21 protein-coding genes, 1 rRNA gene and 1 other annotated feature are annotated in these 19,322 nt (G+C 35.9%); of the genes, 21 read left to right on the plus strand and 1 reads right to left on the minus strand.

Annotation, left to right across the window (positions count from 1 at the left end):
* The 19 genes from rrf to secE all read left to right on the plus strand — a co-directional run bounded on the left by rrf (position 1) and on the right by secE (position 17,448).
* A 5S ribosomal RNA gene (gene rrf, locus ACSVDA_RS17450) occupies positions 1 to 116 on the plus strand.
* A 411-nt stretch (positions 117 to 527) separates the two neighbouring features.
* Positions 528 to 989 (plus strand): CtsR family transcriptional regulator, encoded by a 462-nt coding sequence (locus ACSVDA_RS17455; RefSeq protein WP_320211116.1) that lies wholly within the window; start codon positions 528 to 530, stop codon positions 987 to 989.
* Positions 990 to 1,042: 53 nt separating this feature from the next.
* Positions 1,043 to 1,591: a protein-arginine kinase activator protein McsA gene (gene mcsA / locus ACSVDA_RS17460; protein ID WP_485884751.1), complete on the plus strand. Its 549-nt coding sequence runs from the start codon at positions 1,043 to 1,045 to the stop codon at positions 1,589 to 1,591.
* Between the two features lie 2 nt (positions 1,592 to 1,593).
* Complete coding sequence (gene mcsB / locus ACSVDA_RS17465; RefSeq protein WP_485884753.1) at positions 1,594 to 2,691, plus strand: protein-arginine kinase McsB; 1,098 nt, start codon at positions 1,594 to 1,596, stop codon at positions 2,689 to 2,691.
* Entirely contained in the window at positions 2,688 to 5,138 is a 2,451-nt protein-coding gene (gene clpC / locus ACSVDA_RS17470; RefSeq protein WP_485884755.1) for an ATP-dependent protease ATP-binding subunit ClpC, read from the plus strand. The genes mcsB and clpC overlap by 4 nt, the downstream gene beginning before the upstream one ends.
* A 127-nt stretch (positions 5,139 to 5,265) precedes the next feature.
* The gene (gene radA, locus ACSVDA_RS17475; protein WP_485884757.1) at positions 5,266 to 6,642 is read left to right on the plus strand and encodes a DNA repair protein RadA; all 1,377 of its coding nucleotides are present in this window, start codon (positions 5,266 to 5,268) and stop codon (positions 6,640 to 6,642) included.
* 7 nt (positions 6,643 to 6,649) lie between these two features.
* On the plus strand, positions 6,650 to 7,720 hold the full coding sequence (gene disA, locus ACSVDA_RS17480; RefSeq protein ID WP_485884759.1) for a DNA integrity scanning diadenylate cyclase DisA: 1,071 nt from the start codon (positions 6,650 to 6,652) through the stop codon (positions 7,718 to 7,720).
* A gap of 158 nt (positions 7,721 to 7,878) precedes the next feature.
* Complete coding sequence (locus ACSVDA_RS17485) at positions 7,879 to 8,970, plus strand: PIN/TRAM domain-containing protein (RefSeq protein WP_485884761.1); 1,092 nt, start codon at positions 7,879 to 7,881, stop codon at positions 8,968 to 8,970.
* Positions 8,971 to 9,067: 97 nt separating this feature from the next.
* Positions 9,068 to 9,742 (plus strand): 2-C-methyl-D-erythritol 4-phosphate cytidylyltransferase, encoded by a 675-nt coding sequence (gene ispD, locus ACSVDA_RS17490; RefSeq protein ID WP_485884763.1) that lies wholly within the window; start codon positions 9,068 to 9,070, stop codon positions 9,740 to 9,742.
* Between the two features lie 54 nt (positions 9,743 to 9,796).
* Positions 9,797 to 10,273, plus strand: coding sequence for a 2-C-methyl-D-erythritol 2,4-cyclodiphosphate synthase (gene ispF / locus ACSVDA_RS17495; protein WP_485884765.1), 477 nt, complete (start codon positions 9,797 to 9,799; stop codon positions 10,271 to 10,273).
* An 86-nt stretch (positions 10,274 to 10,359) separates the two neighbouring features.
* Positions 10,360 to 11,817 (plus strand): glutamate--tRNA ligase, encoded by a 1,458-nt coding sequence (gltX, locus tag ACSVDA_RS17500; RefSeq protein ID WP_485884767.1) that lies wholly within the window; start codon positions 10,360 to 10,362, stop codon positions 11,815 to 11,817.
* Between the two features lie 105 nt (positions 11,818 to 11,922).
* Positions 11,923 to 12,162: a binding site (T-box leader), on the plus strand.
* Between the two features lie 374 nt (positions 12,163 to 12,536).
* Positions 12,537 to 13,202, plus strand: coding sequence for a serine O-acetyltransferase EpsC (gene epsC / locus ACSVDA_RS17505; protein WP_413785570.1), 666 nt, complete (start codon positions 12,537 to 12,539; stop codon positions 13,200 to 13,202).
* Entirely contained in the window at positions 13,183 to 14,580 is a 1,398-nt protein-coding gene (gene cysS / locus ACSVDA_RS17510) for a cysteine--tRNA ligase (RefSeq protein WP_485884769.1), read from the plus strand. Before epsC ends, cysS begins: the two co-directional genes overlap by 20 nt.
* Positions 14,581 to 14,585: 5 nt before the next feature.
* Positions 14,586 to 15,008: a Mini-ribonuclease 3 gene (locus tag ACSVDA_RS17515; RefSeq protein ID WP_320211105.1), complete on the plus strand. Its 423-nt coding sequence runs from the start codon at positions 14,586 to 14,588 to the stop codon at positions 15,006 to 15,008.
* Positions 15,008 to 15,751, plus strand: coding sequence for a 23S rRNA (guanosine(2251)-2'-O)-methyltransferase RlmB (rlmB, locus tag ACSVDA_RS17520; RefSeq protein WP_410626599.1), 744 nt, complete (start codon positions 15,008 to 15,010; stop codon positions 15,749 to 15,751). Before ACSVDA_RS17515 ends, rlmB begins: the two co-directional genes overlap by 1 nt.
* A 5-nt stretch (positions 15,752 to 15,756) precedes the next feature.
* On the plus strand, positions 15,757 to 16,266 hold the full coding sequence (locus ACSVDA_RS17525) for an NYN domain-containing protein (RefSeq protein WP_485884772.1): 510 nt from the start codon (positions 15,757 to 15,759) through the stop codon (positions 16,264 to 16,266).
* A gap of 57 nt (positions 16,267 to 16,323) precedes the next feature.
* A complete protein-coding gene (gene sigH / locus ACSVDA_RS17530; protein WP_413785571.1) occupies positions 16,324 to 16,980 on the plus strand; it encodes an RNA polymerase sporulation sigma factor SigH in 657 nt (218 codons plus the stop codon).
* Positions 16,981 to 17,069: 89 nt separating this feature from the next.
* Positions 17,070 to 17,219, plus strand: a complete 150-nt coding sequence (gene rpmG, locus ACSVDA_RS17535) for a 50S ribosomal protein L33 (RefSeq protein ID WP_214483870.1) — start codon at positions 17,070 to 17,072, stop codon at positions 17,217 to 17,219.
* A gap of 46 nt (positions 17,220 to 17,265) precedes the next feature.
* Entirely contained in the window at positions 17,266 to 17,448 is a 183-nt protein-coding gene (gene secE, locus ACSVDA_RS17540; protein ID WP_320211101.1) for a preprotein translocase subunit SecE, read from the plus strand.
* Between the two features lie 163 nt (positions 17,449 to 17,611).
* Here the strand turns inward: secE and ACSVDA_RS17545 are convergent, their stop codons facing one another.
* Complete coding sequence (locus tag ACSVDA_RS17545; protein ID WP_485884775.1) at positions 17,612 to 17,794, minus strand: hypothetical protein; 183 nt, start codon at positions 17,792 to 17,794, stop codon at positions 17,612 to 17,614.
* A gap of 146 nt (positions 17,795 to 17,940) precedes the next feature.
* Between ACSVDA_RS17545 and nusG the strand changes: the two genes are divergently transcribed.
* Both nusG and rplK read left to right on the plus strand, forming a co-directional pair.
* Positions 17,941 to 18,474, plus strand: a complete 534-nt coding sequence (nusG, locus tag ACSVDA_RS17550; RefSeq protein ID WP_214483868.1) for a transcription termination/antitermination protein NusG — start codon at positions 17,941 to 17,943, stop codon at positions 18,472 to 18,474.
* Between the two features lie 318 nt (positions 18,475 to 18,792).
* Positions 18,793 to 19,218: a 50S ribosomal protein L11 gene (rplK, locus tag ACSVDA_RS17555; RefSeq protein WP_214483867.1), complete on the plus strand. Its 426-nt coding sequence runs from the start codon at positions 18,793 to 18,795 to the stop codon at positions 19,216 to 19,218.
* Positions 19,219 to 19,322 lie beyond the last annotated feature (104 nt).

The following is a 19,322-nucleotide window of genomic DNA, read 5'->3' on the forward strand; positions in this document are numbered from 1 at the left end:
TCTGGTGGCGATAGCGAAGAGGTCACACCCGTTCCCATACCGAACACGGAAGTTAAGCTCTTCAGCGCCGATGGTAGTTGGGGGTTTCCCCCTGTGAGAGTAGGACGTTGCCAGGCAATGCAAAAGTCAGAGGATGATATAATCCTCTGACTTTTTTATATACAATTTTTTAGCTAATTTGCTGTTGCCTAAAGTATTATTGCATCCAGCTGTTGTTTTCGTATTAAACTGATGTTATTAGTAATAAAAACTAAATATGAATATAACTAACGTCCGGGGCATCTTCTTCTCTAAAGACTATAAAAACCAGTTCATATACATAAGTTACTCAAATGTAAGCAACAAAGTTTATGACAAGCTGTTAGGCTTTTCTTGTTTTGATTTATTAAATAAATGGCAAGGATATACTTGTAGTATATGGTGTGGCAGTTAATTTAGCTAATTCGAGTCGCTTGCGCTTTTTTCCAATTCACTATATAGTAAAAGTAAAGTCAAATATAGTCAAAGTCAATGAAAGGAGGGGTTGAGTGAGAAATATATCTGATGTTATTGAACAGTATTTGAAAAGCGTTCTAGAAATGAATGATCAAGATATTGTTGAAATAAAAAGAAATGAAGTAGCAGATAAATTTCAATGTGTACCTTCTCAAATTAATTATGTGATAAATACACGTTTTACAATGGAACGTGGTTATATTGTAGAAAGTAAACGTGGTGGCGGTGGTTATATACGAATAATGAAAGTACAGTCTCATGATGATACCCACTTAATTGAACAACTGCTATCGTTAATTGGTCCAAGAATCTCTCAAACAATAGCTGAAAATATTATAGGTCGATTAATTGAAGAAGAGGTTATTACTGAACGTGAAGCAAAAATCATGTTGAGTACTGTTGATCGATCAATCTTATATATTAGCCTTCCAGATAGAGATGAACTACGATCTAGAATACTCATTGCGATGTTGACATCACTAAAATACAATTAATGATATGAGTAATTCAGATGATATTAATAATCTAGAAAGGAGAGGTGAAGTCATTGATATGTCAAGAATGTAACAAGAGACCTGCAACGTTGCACTTTACAAAAATTATAAATGGAGAAAAAGATGAAACCCACGTTTGTGAGCATTGTGCACAGGAAAAAGGAGAAATGTTTATGCTTGCAAATAATCAAGGCTATTCGATTAATAACTTAATAGCAGGACTACTCAATATGGAACCTTCTCTACAAGAAAAACAACGTAATTCATTTCATCAAAATGAGGTTATTCAATGTGAAAAATGTAAAATGACTTATACTCAATTTTTAAATATTGGAAAATTTGGATGCTCTGAATGTTATAAGACGTTTAAAAATCATTTAACTCCTATACTCAAAAGGTTTCACAGTGGAAACACTATTCATTCTGGAAAAATCCCGACAAGGATAGGTGGAAATATACATTTACGAAAACAAATTAAACAATATAAACAAACGCTTCAGGAGTATATAGTCAATGAGGAGTTTGAAAAAGCAGCAGAAGTTCGTGATAAGGTTAGGGCTTTAGAACGAAGTCTAAGTCAGATAGACATGGGGGAGGGATAACTATGTCACTTCAGCAGTTTCTACAAAAGGCAATAAGCTCTTGGATGAGTGAGGATGGTCCTGAATCAGATATTGTACTTTCTAGTAGAATTAGACTTGCGCGAAATATAGAAAATATATGGTTTCCTACTGTCATAACAAATGAAGAAGCGCAGAAGATTATTCAATTATTTAAAAAGGTATGTGAAGAAAAAGCACCAGAATCTTTTGGGAAGCTAGAATTATTAGCGATGAATGAAATGCAGCCTATTGAAAAAAGAGTACTAGTTGAAAAGCATCTAGTTAGCCCTCAATTAGCCGAGGATGCGCCTTTTGGAGCTTGTATTTTATCAGAAAATGAAGAAGTAAGTATTATGATAAATGAAGAGGATCATATACGAATTCAATGTTTATTTCCTGGGTTTCAGCTTAGTGCAGCTTTGGAAAAAGCAAATGAGTTAGATGATTGGATTGAAACACATGTAGACTATGCGTTTGATGAACAGAAAGGGTATTTGACTAGCTGTCCAACGAATGTTGGTACTGGATTAAGGGCATCGGTCATGATGCATTTACCTGCCCTTATATTAACCCAACAAATGAGCAGAATTATTCCAGCAATAAATCAACTTGGTCTAGTTGTTAGAGGAATATATGGTGAAGGAAGCGAAGCATTAGGTAATATATTTCAAATATCAAACCAAGTAACTCTTGGTAAATCTGAAACTGATATTGTGAATGACCTAGAAAGTGTGGTGCAACAACTAATTGCTCAAGAACGCTCTGCACGAGAAGCATTAGTAAAAACATCGGGTATTCAACTAGAAGACAGGGTATATCGCTCATATGGTACATTAGCACATAGTCGCGTCATTGAGACAAAAGAAGCTGCTAAATGTTTGTCTGACATTCGCTTAGGCATCGATATCGGATATATAAAAGATATATCCAGCAATATTTTAAATGAATTAATGATTGTAACACAGCCTGGCTTTCTTCAGCAATATGCAGGTGGTCCATTAAGGTCACATGAACGTGATATTCGTAGAGCAACATTGATTAGAGAAAGAATAAGCTTGGAAAAAAGCAATCAAAATGAGTTTGGAGGTCGAGAATTATGATGTTTGGAAGGTTTACTGAGCGTGCACAAAAAGTTTTGGCATTGGCACAGGAAGAGGCAGTTCGTTTAGGTCATAATAACATAGGAACGGAGCATATTTTATTAGGTCTTATTCGCGAAGGTGAAGGAATTGCTGCTAAGGCGTTAGTTGCTCTTGGATTGGAATCTAATAAGATTCAAGAAGAAGTTGAAAAGTTAATCGGTAGAGGGCAAGAAACAACTCAAACGATTCATTACACACCTCGTGCCAAAAAAGTTATTGAATTATCTATGGATGAGGCGAGAAAGCTAGGACATTCTTATGTAGGAACGGAGCATATTTTACTGGGGCTCATCAGAGAGGGTGAAGGTGTTGCTGCTCGAGTTTTAAATAACCTGGGAGTAAGCTTAAATAAAGCACGTCAACAAGTGCTTCAGTTGTTAGGGAGTAATGAAACTTCATCAGGTCATCAAGGGGGAGCTGCTACCAATGCTAATACACCTACATTAGATAGTCTCGCACGGGATTTAACAGCCATTGCACGAGAAGGAAGCTTAGATCCTGTCATTGGTAGAAGTAAAGAAATTCAGCGTGTAATTGAAGTTTTAAGTAGACGCACAAAGAACAACCCAGTCCTTATAGGAGAACCTGGAGTTGGTAAGACTGCAATTGCTGAAGGGTTAGCTCAACAAATTGTAAATAATGAAATACCAGAAATCCTACGTGATAAGCGTGTAATGACTTTAGACATGGGCACAGTGGTGGCAGGAACTAAATATCGCGGTGAATTTGAAGATAGACTAAAAAAGGTAATGGATGAAATTCGCCAAGCAGGAAATATCATATTATTTATTGATGAACTTCATACATTAATTGGAGCTGGTGGAGCTGAAGGAGCAATTGATGCTTCAAATATTCTAAAACCGTCATTAGCTAGAGGGGAGCTTCAATGTATTGGAGCTACAACTATAGATGAATATAGAAAATATATAGAAAAAGATGCTGCGTTAGAAAGGCGTTTTCAGCCGATACAAGTAGATGAACCAACGAATGAGGAATCAATACAAATTTTGAAAGGTTTACGTGATCGGTATGAAGCACATCATCGAGTGTCAATCAGTGATGACGCAATCATTCAGGCGGTAAAATTATCCGATCGCTACATTTCAGATCGCTTTTTGCCTGACAAAGCGATTGATTTAATAGATGAAGCAGGTTCAAAAGTTCGTTTGCGGTCTTATACGACACCACCAAATTTAAAAGAGCTTGAACAAAAATTAGATGAAATAAGAAAAGAGAAGGATGCAGCAGTACAAAGTCAAGAGTTTGAGAAAGCGGCTTCTCTACGGGATACTGAACAACGCTTGAGAGAGCAATTAGAGGAAACAAAGAAAAGCTGGAAACAGAAACAAGGTCAAGAAAACTGTGAAGTAACAGTAGAAGACATTGCTAAAGTTGTTGCCAGCTGGACTGGAATTCCAGTATCAAAACTTGCTCAAACTGAAACAGCTAAATTATTAAAATTAGAAGAAATCCTGCATTCTAGAATAATTGGGCAAGAAGAAGCTGTGAAAGCTGTTTCCAAGGCTGTACGTCGAGCGCGTGCTGGATTGAAAGATCCGAAAAGACCTATCGGCTCATTTGTTTTTTTAGGCCCTACAGGTGTTGGAAAAACTGAACTAGCAAGAGCATTAGCTGAATCAATGTTCGGTGAAGAAGATGCAATGATCCGAATTGATATGTCTGAGTATATGGAGAAGCATTCGACGTCAAGGCTCGTTGGTTCACCACCAGGTTATGTCGGTCATGATGAGGGTGGGCAACTAACTGAAAAAGTTCGTCGTAAACCATACTCAGTTATTCTTCTAGATGAAGTTGAAAAAGCACATCCTGAAGTTTTTAATATTTTGCTTCAAGTGCTAGAAGACGGCAGGTTAACTGATTCAAAAGGCCGTACAGTAGATTTTCGGAACACAGTGTTAATTATGACATCAAATGTTGGTGCAGATGCGCTAAGACGGAATAAATTTGTTGGATTTAATGTACAGGATGAAAACCAAAATTATAAAGATATGAAGGGGAAAGTGATGGATGAGCTGAAAAAAGCATTTCGTCCTGAGTTTTTAAATCGTATCGATGAAATTATTGTTTTCCATTCTTTAGAGAAAAAGCATCTTAAAGAAATCGTGACATTAATGACAGAACAATTAACAAAAAGATTAGTGGAGCAAGAAATTGCCCTGGAAATTACAGACGCAGCAAAGGAAAAGCTAGCAGAAGAGGGGAATGACCTAGAGTATGGAGCACGTCCTTTGCGCAGAGCGATTCAGAAGCATGTTGAAGATTTGCTTTCTGAAGAATTGCTCAAAGGAACGATTGCAAAAGGTCAGAAAGTTATGCTAGATGTTGTTGAGAATGAGTTTGCTATTCGCTTAGCAGAAGAAATCGGTGAATTAAACCACTTATAACATACGATAAGTAAGAAAAGAGGTATACGTCAGCATGTAAAGTCGTATACCTTTTCTTCTTTAGATCTACTTATATTGTCATAAAATATAATACACATAGGTATTTTAAATAGAGGAGCTTAACATAATGGCTAAAAGAAAAACAAAGTTTAGTTGTCAAACTTGTGGATATGAATCAGCAAAATGGATGGGAAAGTGTCCTGGGTGTAATGCGTGGAATACAATGGTAGAAGAAATGGAACAGACTAAATCTGCTCGGAAGGGATCGTTTTATGTAGCACCTACGTCTACTAGTACAAAACCTACAGCTATAACAAAAATAGAAACAACGAACGAACCAAGAATGTATACAGATTTTGTGGAATTTAATCGGGTATTAGGTGGAGGTATTGTTAAAGGATCGCTTGTATTAATAGGTGGAGATCCTGGTATTGGAAAATCAACATTGTTATTGCAAGTATCATCAAAATTAGCACATTCTGAACATAAAGTATTATATATATCTGGAGAAGAATCAATAAAACAAACGAAGCTTCGTGCAGATCGACTAGAGGTTCACGGAGAGAATGTCTTCGTGTTAGCTGAAACTGATTTAGAGTATATATCAAAAGCAATTGAAGAGATGGAGCCATCATTTGTTGTTATTGATTCTATACAAACTATTTTTCACCCAGAGGTTACATCTGCTCCGGGTAGTGTCTCACAAGTAAGAGAATGTACCGCTGAGCTTATGAAAATTGCAAAAACGAAAGGTATCGCCACTTTTATTGTTGGTCATGTTACGAAAGAAGGCTCAATCGCTGGGCCACGGTTACTAGAACATATGGTGGATACAGTTCTTTATTTTGAAGGTGAACGCCATCATACGTATAGGATATTAAGAGCAGTAAAAAACCGTTTTGGATCAACAAATGAAATAGGAATTTTTGAAATGAAAGAAATAGGTCTAACTGAAGTTCAAAATCCTTCGGAAATTTTTCTTGAGGAACGTTCAAAAGGAGCAGCTGGTTCAACAGTTGTAGCCTCTATGGAAGGAACAAGGCCTGTTCTGGTCGAAATACAAGCACTCATTTCGCCAACAAGTTTCGGTAATCCACGAAGAATGGCAACTGGAATCGATCACAATAGAGTATCACTACTTATGGCTGTACTAGAAAAGAGAGTTGGGCTATTGTTGCAAAATCAAGATGCATACTTAAAGGTAGCAGGAGGAGTCAAGTTAGATGAACCTGCAATTGATTTAGCTGTAGCCGTCAGTATCGCTTCAAGCTTCCGAGACCAACTATCAAACCCTACAGATGTAGTTATCGGGGAAGTTGGCTTAACTGGGGAAGTACGACGCGTTTCTAGAATTGAACAGAGAGTTCAGGAAGCTGTGAAACTTGGCTTTAAGAGGGTTATTTTGCCTGAGAATAATTTAGGAGGATGGACTGTTCCAACTGGAATTGAGGTAATTGGAGTATCATCTGTTAATGAGACCTTACAACATGCATTGGGAGGGTAGATAGTTAATGGAGAGAGTGCATAGCGAACAAATTGTAGCAGACATATTAAAGCTAATTGCCCCTGGAACCCCTATTCGGGAAGGGTTAGATAACGTATTACGTGCAAAAACCGGTGGATTAATCGTTGTTGGCTACAACGATAAAATGAAAAAATTGGTTGATGGTGGCTTTCAAATAAATTGTCAATTCTCACCATCATATTTATATGAATTAGCTAAAATGGATGGTGCAATTATCTTAAATGAATTAGGGACGAAAATTTTAATATCCAATGCACAATTAGTTCCAGATTCTTGTATTGTTGTATCTGAAACGGGCATGAGGCACCGTACTGCAGAGAGATTTGCGAAACAAACAGGGAGCTTAGTCATCGCTATCTCACAACGCCGTAATGTTATTACGTTATATAAAGCTGACTTTCGCTATGTATTAAAAGATATTGGTGTCATTTTGACGAAAGCAAATCAAGCTATGCAAACACTTGAGAAATATCATGCTGTTTTGAATCAAAGTATGACCAATTTAGGTGCATTGGAATTTGAAGAACAAGTAACTTTTTCAGAAGTATTACAAGTTCTACATCGCATTGAAATGGTGTTGAGAATTCAAAATGAGATCATCAGCTATGTTACTGAGTTAGGTTCTGAAGGAAGGTTAATACGCCTACAAATGAACGAATTAGTTGCCCATATTGAGGAGGAGGCAATTTTACTTATTAAGGATTATGCATGTGAAGCTAAGGAAGATATTGATGCAATTTTACTTAAAATACAAAAGCTTTCGAGCTCGGAGCTTCTTGATGATTATCTACTTTTAAAATTACTTGGGTATCCTCAAAATACAAATATAGATAAAGGTGTGATACCTCGAGGTTATAGAGCCTTATATAAAATACCACGTTTGCCATCAGTTGTTATAGAAAATTTAATAGAAACCTTCAAAAATATGAATCAAATCGTGAAAGCAAGTGTAGAGCAATTAGATGAAGTAGAGGGGATTGGAGAAGTTCGAGCACGAAAAATTAAAGAAGGACTTAAAAGAATACAGCAGCAATTGTTAATTGATCGTCAAATATAGTAGTCATTTGCAATCATCGCATAAAGGATGATATGCTAAGTGAAAGATGTCTTTATTTTACAAATATATTTCATCGCGGTTACAAATAGAAAAAATAATAGTAATAGTACGTTTCAATTATTGCAAACTGTTTATAATGTATAGAAGGAGGTGAAAGAATGTTAAAAAGAATTGTACAATTATTTTTTCTCATTATCGGTGGGATATTAGGTATATTTTATATTCCATATGTATTACCTTTAATGAATATTGATAACATTGCATTGTTAAGAGAACATTACATGCTAGCCATATTAGGTGCACTTATTTTCTTTCTTGTTACATTTTGGTTAGTAGATTATATAGTAAATTTAATACGTTGGTTAGAGGAGACTGTTGTTAAGGCTCCAGCAACTGATGTAGTCTTTGGGAGTTTAGGGTTAATCTTTGGCCTTATTGTTGCTTTTTTTATTAATATCCCAATACAAAAAATCCAAATTCTATTATTCAATACTGTTATACCTATATTTTTGACTCTGTTATTAGGTTATTTGGGCTTTCAAATAGGTTTTAAAAAGCGAGACGACCTTATTAACTTATTTTCAATATCAAATCGCAAAGGAACAAAAAAAGGCAACGAAGAAGATTTTGAGCTGTATGATAAAAAATTAAAAATATTGGATACAAGTGTTATTATTGATGGTCGTGTAGCGGATATATGTCAAACAGGCTTTTTAGAAGGAACGATCGTCATACCCCAATTTGTGCTAGAAGAGCTTCAGCATATCGCAGATTCAGCGGATGTGTTAAAACGTAATAGGGGTAGAAGAGGGCTTGATATTTTAAATCGCATACAAAAGGAATTATCAAATAACGTTGAGATATATGAAGGTGATTTTGAAGATATACAGGAGGTTGATAGCAAGCTTGTAAAGCTAGCTAAAATTACTTCTGGAGTGGTAGTTACAAATGATTTTAATTTAAACAAAGTTTGTGAATTACAAAATGTAGCTGTGTTAAATATTAATGATTTGGCAAATGCCGTGAAGCCAGTTGTTCTTCCAGGAGAAGAGATGAATGTCCAAGTAATTAAAGATGGGAAAGAACAAAATCAAGGCATTGCATATCTTGATGACGGAACGATGATTGTTGTTGAAGATGGAAGAGATTATATAGGTAAAAATCTTGATGTGTTAGTTACGAGTGTACTACAGACTTCTGCTGGGAGAATGATTTTTGCTAAGCCGAAGTTGTTAGAAAGAGCATTATAAGATATAATACAAAGTTTATAAATGATAAAGTTATAGGTGAAGTGAGCAAGTTCCTTAACCGTTATCATGCCTATACAAATGTTAGGAGAGCAGCATGATGTTATATAAGGTAGTCATTCCTGCAGCAGGACAGGGGAAAAGAATGAATGTAGGTATGAATAAACTGTTTATGTCATTACAGTCAATGCCAATCATAGCACATACTTTAAAAGTTTTTGAGAACGATCCCCTTTGTGTAGGAATTGTCCTAGTTATTAATTCACTAGATGAGCAATATATGAGGGAAATTGTAGAAGAGAACAACTTATCGAAAATAGAAAAAATCGTGTATGGTGGAGCTGAGCGGCAACATAGTGTACATTTGGGCTTAAAAGCAGTACATAATGTTGATATTGTGCTCATTCATGATGGTGCTAGACCTTTTATTAAAACCGAGCATATTCATTCTTTGGTTAATACGGCATACAATGACGGGGCGGCTGTTCTTGCAGTACCCGTTAAAGATACTGTGAAGCGTGTTCTGGATTTTAAAGTGGAGGAAACATTTGAACGATCTAGCTTGTGGGCAGTGCAAACGCCACAAGCTTTTCGTATATCATTATTGGAAGAAGCGCATGAACAAGCCATTAAAGATAGATATATTGGTACCGATGATGCCAGTTTAGTAGAACGACTAAATAAACAAGTAATTATCGTCGAAGGTGATTATCAAAATATCAAAATTACTACACCAGAGGATATCAAATTTGCACATGCAATTTTGGGTGAGTAGTTTAAATTAAAAGCGAGTTAACATAGAGAGATAAAGTAACGGGAGTGAAGAGTTATGATTCGTATTGGGCAAGGTTTTGATGTTCATCAATTTGTTGATGATAGACCTCTAATATTAGGGGGGATTGAAATTCCACACGTAAAAGGTTTGTTAGGACATTCAGATGCGGATGTATTATTACATACAATTGCAGATGCCAGTTTAGGAGCCATTGCTGCAGGGGATATTGGCAAACATTTTCCTGATACAGACCCGCAATATAAAAATGTTGATTCATCACTATTACTTCAACACGTGTGGAAGCTAGTAAAGAATGAAGGCTATGAATTGGGCAATGTGGATTGTACGATTATTGCTCAACAACCAAAAATGGCCCCATATATTGACCAAATGAGAGGGAGAATTGCTGAACTTCTAGAGGCTTCTATTGACCAAGTAAATGTAAAAGCTACAACTACTGAAAAGCTTGGGTTTACAGGAAGAGAAGAAGGAATAGCTGCCCAAGTAGTTATTTTACTAAAAAAAAGGTAGCAACATAGACATGCTTTGTATACAATCATGTTTGGTGATAAAATAACGATAATACTTTGCTATGTACAATTATGGGGGTAACAATTATGGTAAAAGATATAAGGGTTCGTTATGCGCCGAGTCCAACAGGACATTTACATATAGGGAATGCGCGTACGGCATTGTTTAATTATTTATTTGCTCGAAATAATGATGGCAAATTTATTATCCGAATTGAAGATACGGATAAAAAGCGTAACATTGTAGGTGGAGAAGAAAGCCAATTAAAATATTTATCTTGGCTAGGTATTGATTGGGATGAAAGTGTTGATGTAGGCGGGAATTATGGGCCTTATCGTCAATCGGAAAGAAATGATATTTATCAGCAGTATTATAATGAATTATTAGAGAAAGATTTAGCATATAAATGTTATTGTACTGAGGAAGAACTAGAAAAAGAGCGCGAAGAGCAATCTTTAAATGGAGGCATGCCTCAATATTCAGGGAAATGCCGTCATTTAACGGATGAGCAACGCAAATCTTTAGAAGCCGAAGGTCGAAAACCTAGCATTCGTTTTAGAGTGCCATCAGAAAAAACATACCGTTTTCAAGACATGGTAAAGGGTGAAGTGACTTTTGAATCACAAGATATTGGTGATTATGTCATTGTTAAGAAGGATGGTACCCCAACGTATAACTTTGCAGTAGCAGTTGATGATTATCTTATGAAAATTTCACATGTTTTACGTGGGGATGATCATATTTCTAATACACCAAAGCAAATGATGATTTATGAAGCTTTTGGATGGGAGTATCCTACATTTGGTCATATGACTTTAATTGTAAATGAGAGTCGGAAAAAGCTTAGTAAGCGGGACGAAGCGATTATTCAATTTATCGAGCAGTATGAAGAATTAGGTTATTTGCCAGAGGCTTTATTTAACTTTATTGCACTTCTAGGTTGGTCACCAGGTGGTGAAGATGAAGTATTTACGAAGGAACAATTAATTGATATTTTTGATGCTAAGCGCTTATCCAAATCACCTGCTTTATTTGATAAACAAAAATTGACATGGATGAACAATCAGTATATAAAACATCTAAACGCCGATGAAATCGTAAACTTGTCCTTACCTCATTTAATTAAAGCTGGGCTCATACAGGAAAACGTGGATGAAGAAAATAGAGAGTGGGTTCGAAAATTAATTTTGTTACATCAAGAAAAAATGAGTTACGGGGCAGAAATTATTGGCTTAACAGAAATGTTTTTTAAAACAGATCTCGAGTATGATGAGGAAGCAAAAGTAGTTCTATCAGAAGAACAAGTAAATGAGGTACTTACAGGGTTTCTGTCAGAGATTGAACAGCTTGAATTATTTAAAGCAGAGCATATTAAAGCAGCAATGAAATCTGTTCAAAAATCTACAGGCAACAAAGGTAAAAAGCTCTTTATGCCGATCCGTGTTGCGACAACAGGTCAAACACATGGCCCGGACTTACCAATGGCAATTGAGTTACTCGGTAAGGAAAAAATTAAAGAGCGGATAAAAAGCCTAATTAGTTAACTTTTTTTGAACTTTGTAATATAGTAAAGATATATCAATCGACGTTTAAATGTGTAAATTATAATATATATTTTGGGAAACAAGCTTTAACAAAATGAATGATACGTAATTACGTTGACGAGGAAAAGTAAATGAGCGGATAAAGATATTTAAGAGAGAACCATCATCGGCTGAAAGTGGTTCATATCTCCGCTTTTTGAAATGCACCTCTGAGTATTCTAGGTGAACTAATCTTTGATTAACTAGCTTAGGACGGATTCTCTTCCGTTAGAAGGGTTGAGTTGGGGTTAGCTTACAAGTTTGAGCTACCTAAACAGGGTGGAACCGCGTGAAAACGTCTCTGTGCATAGGCATAGAGGCGTTTTTTCGTATATAGAAATGAACACGAATACAACTTGTGTTCATCGTATCTTTTTTTATATTTGTTCTTAATATTTCTAAAATTTGGTGCATCCTTACTTCTATAAAACGATGACTTTTACGTAAAATGATATCTTTATCTTCTAGTATAGGTACAATAGCAACAAAGTTAACGAAAAGAGTTTTGTTAGAAAATCAACACCTTTATTGATGAGTTATAGAAAATATGGCCCTTACAGTCATTTCAACATAAAACCATTTGATAGTTAATTGTCTTGTTTTAACCCATGTTGGGGATGATTGTGGCTCTTGCACTTTTCTTGTCTTTTGAACAAATAATAAGAATGGAGGGGAACACCGTGTTTAAAATGTTTAAAGAAGATATTGAGGTGGTTTTTGAGCAAGATCCAGCTGCAAGAAGCTATATTGAGGTGATCCTTACTTATTCAGGGTTACATGCTATTTGGTCACATAGGATAGCTCACGGATTATTTAAGCGAAAACTGTTTTTTCTTGCTAGACTCATATCACAAATAAGCAGATTTTTTACTGGAATTGAAATTCATCCTGGTGCTCAAATAGGAAGGCGCTTGTTTATTGATCATGGCATGGGTGTTGTCATAGGTGAGACGTGTGAAATTGGAGATAATGTTACGATTTATCAGGGTGTTACGTTAGGGGGAACTGGTAAGGAAAAGGGTAAGAGGCATCCGACTATTAAGGATAATGCACTTATCGCGGCAGGAGCAAAAGTACTAGGATCAATTACTATTGGAGAGAATTCAAAGATTGGGGGAGGCTCTGTTGTCTTACATGACGTTCCTGACAATTCTACAGCTGTTGGCATACCGGGAAGGATAGTTATAAAAAATGGTGTGCGTGTAAAGAAAGACTTTAATCATCGAGATTTACCAGACCCGATTGCTGATCGTATAAGAGAAATTGAATTAGAAATGAATGAATTACGAAATGAACTAGCAGAAATGAAAGAGAGGAAAACAGAACATGCCAATTCAAATTTATAATACACTTACTAGAGCAAAGGAATTATTCATTCCTATTGAGGAAAATAAGGTTACAATGTATAAGTGCGGACCAACAGTATATAACTATATCCATATTGGAAATGCACGACCTGATATTATATATGATACAGTTCGGAGATATTTTGAATATCGCGGGTATGATGTGAAATATATTTCCAACTTTACTGATGTTGATGACAAGATTATAAAAGCTGCTAACGAGTTAGGTGAGGACGTACCTACTGTCTCTGAAAGGTTTATTCAAGCATATTTCGAAGACGTTTCCGCGTTAGGGTGCAAAAAAGCCGATGCTCATCCACGAGTCACAGAAACGATGGATATTATTATTGACTTTATTCAAGCATTGATTAACAAAGGTTATGCTTATGAATCAGGTGGAGATGTTTATTATAAAACACGTGAATTCGATGGGTACGGAAAATTATCTCATCAATCAATAGACGAACTCCGAGTAGGTGCTCGAATTGAAGTTGATGAGAAGAAAAACGATTCAATAGATTTTGTTCTTTGGAAAGCAGCCAAGGAAGGAGAGATTTCCTGGGAAAGCCCATGGGGCTTAGGTAGACCTGGTTGGCATATCGAATGCTCTGCAATGGTACGGGAATATTTAGGAGATACAATAGATATTCATGCAGGAGGGCAAGACTTAATTTTCCCACATCATGAGAATGAGATAGCACAATCAGAAGCTTTAACAGGAAAACAGCTTGCTAACTATTGGATGCATAATGGATATATCAATATAGATAACGAAAAGATGTCGAAATCATTAGGGAACTTTGTTTTGGTTCATGACATTATTAAAGAGCATGACCCACAAGTGTTGCGCTTTTTTATGCTATCTGTACATTACCGTAATCCAATAAATTATAATATTGAATTACTTCAGAGTGCCAAAAGTAGCCTAGAGAGATTACGTACAGCATATACGAATTTAAAACATCGGATGAATAGCAGTGCTAATTTAACTACTAATGATGATGAATGGATTCAAAATATTAGTCAATACAAAGAGAAATTTATTGAAGAGATGGATGATGATTTTAATACTGCGAATGCAATTACAGTATTATTCGACCTTTCTAAGACAGCAAATCTTTATTTAATGGAAAAAAACACTTCCAATCAAGTTATTCAACAATTTATATTGCTCTTTGAAGAAACCTTTAACGTTCTTGGACTCACATTAGAAAATAATGAGCTACTTGATGATGAAATAGAAGAGCTGATTCAACAAAGAATAGATGCTAGAAAGAATAGGGACTTTGCATTATCTGATCAAATTCGAGATGAGTTAAAAGAGCGAAATATTATTCTTGAAGACACAGCTCAAGGTACAAGATGGAGAAGAGGGTAAAGAAAATGTTACATTCACCTAATATTATTGATGTGAAACAGTTAAACAGTCTAGCTTTAGCATATATGGGTGATGCTGTATACGAAAGTCATGTGCGGCATCATCTATTACTAAAAGGTAATATTAGACCTAATCAATTACACAATATTGCTAAAGCATATGTGTCAGCGAAAGCGCAAGCAAATGTTATTCACTTCTTTCTCCAAAATGATATGCTTAGTATTGAAGAGCAAACAATTGTAAAAAGAGGGCGTAATGCAAAATCAGGTACCATTCCAAAAAATACAGATGTACAAACTTATCGATATAGCACAGCGTTTGAAGCTTTATTAGGATATCATTATTTAATGGGAAATGAAGATAGGTTTGAAGAGCTTGTAAGTGAATCATTTCAATTTATTGAGAAACAAAAGAAAGGAGGTAAATGATGAATCAGGAATATATTATTGGCAAAAATCCTGTGTTAGAAGCGTTAAAATCAAAGCGGGAAATTAATAAGATTTGGATTGCTGAAGGATCACAACGAGGGCAAATGCAACAGGTTGCTCAGCTTGCAAAGGATAAGCAAGTACCGGTTTCATTTGTTCCAAAGAAAAAGATAGATCAAATGAACGATGGCAATCATCAAGGTGTTATTGCTCAAGTGGCTGCATACGAATACGCAAGCCTAGATGATCTATATCGTAAAGCAGAGGAAAAAGGAGAAATGCCCTTTTTTATCTTACTCGATGAAATTGAGGATCCACATAACCTCGGTTCTATCATGCGAACTGCAGATGCAGTTGGTGCTCATGGCATTATTATTCCTAAGAGAAGAGCGGTAGGATTAACTGCAACTGTTGCTAAAGCTTCAACCGGAGCGATAGAGTATATTCCAGTAGCCAAGGTGACAAATTTGTCTCGCACAATAGAAGAGCTCAAAGAAAATGGCATATGGATTATTGGTACAGATGCAAATGGTCAAGATGACTACAGGAGCATTGACGGAAATATGCCTTTAGGACTTGTCATTGGGAGTGAAGGAAAAGGGATCGGAAGACTTATTAAAGAAAAATGTGATTTTCTCATTAATCTTCCTATGCGTGGGAAGGTAACATCTTTAAATGCATCGGTTGCTGCTGGCTTACTAATGTATGAGGTTTACCGTAAACGAATCCCGTTAGGGGACTAGCCTTTATGGATATCCTGATTGTTGATGGATACAACATTATAGGGGCATGGCCAAGCTTAAGACCTTTAAGGGATAAAGATTTTAACTCAGCTCGTGATAACTTAATCAATCAGATGGCTGAATATCAAGCTTATACTGGCTATAGAGTAATCATTGTTTTTGATGCTCATCTCGTTAAAGGCATTGAAAAGAAATTAAAAAACCACAAAGTAGAGATCATATTCACACGTGAGAATGAAACTGCAGATGAACGTATAGAGAAGCTCGTGAAAGAACTTAAGAATATTCAAACGCAAGTTCATGTTGCAACATCAGATTATATGGAACAATGGACGATTTTTGGACAGGGCGCATTGAGGAAATCCGCACGAGAACTATACAATGAAATGACCGCAATTAAACAGCGAATTGAGAAGAAGGTCAAAGTAACACAACAAAAAAAGCCAAAGTCTAAAATACATCTTAGTGAAGAAGTTGCAGAAATTTTCGAAAAATGGAGACGTGGACAACGATGAGTAGTTGACGTTGAAAAAAATCGTGCTGTATAATATTTCTATATAACGGTCGGAGGGATCTGTGTGGTTTCGAACTTCAAAGGGAAGACAAGGGGAATATATGAGCAGTATGAGGATGAACATATTGTAGAATTAGTTCACAGCGGCAATAGTGAAGCGCTTGATTATTTGATCAATAAGTATAAAAACTTTGTCCGTGCAAAAGCGAGATCGTATTTCTTAATTGGAGCAGATCGAGAAGATATTGTTCAAGAGGGTATGATAGGCTTATATAAAGCAATACGTGATTTTAAAGAGGACAAGCTTACATCATTTAAGGCTTTTGCGGAATTATGTATTACGAGACAAATTATTACTGCTATTAAAACTGCTACTAGACAAAAACACATTCCGTTAAATTCCTATGTATCACTGGACAAGCCTATTTATGACGAGGAATCGGATCGAACACTAATGGATGTAATTTCTGGTACGAAGGTAATGAATCCAGAAGAACTCATTATAAATCAAGAAGAATATGATGATATTGAAGTGAAAATGTCAGAGTTATTAAGTGATTTAGAAAGAAAGGTATTAGTTCTTTATCTAGATGGAAGGTCTTATCAGGAAATTTCCGAAGATCTAAATCGTCATGTGAAATCTATTGATAATGCACTACAAAGAGTAAAAAGAAAGCTTGAGCGTTACTTAGAGCTGAGAGAGATAAGTTTGTAGCTTTCCTCCATTTCTTAACAGTTGTTGACATAGAAAAGAATGGTATGATAATCTTTTAAGGACATGTATGTCTATGGTAGGTGTTTATCATGAGTAAAAAAATAGTCCTTGCATGCAGTGAGTGTGGAAGTCGAAACTATATAACTATGAAAACTGATGCAAAAACAGAGAAAAGACTTGAAATAAATAAGTTTTGTAAAACTTGTAATACACATACAACCCATCAAGAAGCAAAATAATTTTTCAACCTAGATTATATAAAAACCGGCGCTGGAGGTTACGTATATGAAACGTTTAACAACATTTTTGCGTGATGTTGTACGTGAAATGAAAAAAGTAAGTTGGCCTAAACGAAAGGAATTGACTCGCTATACTATTACAGTACTATCAACTGTAGTATTTTTTGTGTTGTTTTTTGCTTTAACAGACCAAATTATTTCTTTTTTAATTGAATTAGTAGTTGAATAACAATTGCATTGTCATGGTATAATGATTGATAAAGTTGATGAAAAGCCCGGTAACGGGTTTTTTGATTTGGGAATAAATGTATTTTGGGTAGGCGTTTTAACAAGAGGACGGAGTTAATTAAGGTTATAACCCACTGATGAATGTTTGACGTCTGAATGTGCCTTTATGAAAGTTGACGAAATGTTAATGGTCTCTTAAGTGTAGGGAAACTAATCATCTCCTCGAGGTCACTATACCTTTTTACTAGAAGGCAAAAAAGCGCCTTCAAGTTAGGTGGCTCCAGTGCTTGTGTGGGATGAATGAGACGTTTGAACTTTGCTGAATGACTAGCTTCAGCAGCCATCATCTCGAGGTTATAAGCCAATCCGTCATTATGGATAAAAAGCAACCGTATTGATGGTTCGCCATATGCTTGTCACCGGTGAGTGTGCTGTTTGCGCTTTCAGGTCTATTTTATTGTTGGGGAGGGAAGGACATAATAAGTCCTATCAAATGGAAAAGAATTGGTATGTTGTTCATACGTATTCAGGTTATGAAAACAAGGTAAAAGCAAATTTAGAAAAACGTGTTGAATCAATGGGAATGCAAGATAAAATATTTAGAGTTGTAGTTCCTGAAGAAGAAGAAACAGATGTGAAGAACGGAAAAAAGAAAGTCGTTAAGAAAAAAGTATTCCCGGGATATGTGCTAGTAGAAATCATAATGACAGATGACTCTTGGTATGTTGTACGAAACACACCTGGAGTAACAGGTTTTGTCGGATCATCAGGTTCTGGATCAAAACCAACTCCGTTGTTGCCAGATGAAATTACTCATGTGTTAAAAAGAATGGGTATGGAAGAAAAAGTTGTTGAGGTTGATTTTGAACTTAGTGAAACGGTAAAAGTGAAGGATGGTCCTTTTGCTAACTTTACAGGTAAAATTGAAGAGCTTGATGTTGATAAGAGTAAAGTTAAAGTCCTTGTAAATATGTTTGGACGTGAAACGCCAGTTGAGCTAGACTTTGATCAAATAGAAAAAATATAACCAATTAAACTTGAAATGACACAAAAAAAGTGGTAATATTTCAAAGTCAGTATGTCTCAAAAAGTATGGGGCTAGATGATAAATATCTTTATTATAGTGAGTGTTCAAAAAAGGATGAAGAAGTACTAGTGGGCTATACTACCAAATTTCATGTACATATGCATCGTACATGAGAAGTGGTAAAGCAAGCTTTCTTAAGTCTCTTGACGGTTCCTTCTCTCAGACGATTTGGACATCCTCGAATAGATAATAAAGGTTTACGATGAGTGGGAGGGAATACCCTATTACCACATCACGGACTTTAAGGAGGTGTGTCTCGTGGCTAAAAAAGCAATAAAAGTTGTTAAGTTACAAATTCCTGCTGGTAAAGCAAATCCGGCACCACCGGTTGGACCAGCCTTAGGGCAAGCAGGTGTAAATATCATGGGATTCTGTAAGGAATTTAATGCTCGTACAGCTGATCAAGCTGGTTTAATTATACCGGTTGAAATTACAGTTTTTGAAGACCGTTCATTTACTTTTATTACAAAAACTCCACCTGCAGCAGTATTACTTAAAAAAGCTGCTGGAATTGAGTCTGGTTCAGGTGAACCAAACCGTAATAAAGTAGCGACTGTAAAACGTGACAAAGTACGCGAAATTGCTGAAACAAAAATGCCTGATTTAAATGCAGCAAATGTTGAATCAGCAATGCGAATGGTTGAAGGTACAGCCCGCAGTATGGGGATTGTTATTGAAGATTAATCGCGTGCATATATAGGTGTTGGGAGGTTGCGGCTATGAGTGCATTCTCATTCGCAACCTTTATTCGTGGGAGGTTGTTCCGTTAAAACCACAAATAAGGAGGA

This window comes from Cytobacillus sp. Hm23, from assembly GCF_051842895.1.
Lineage (GTDB): Bacteria > Bacillota > Bacilli > Bacillales > SM2101 > Nanhaiella.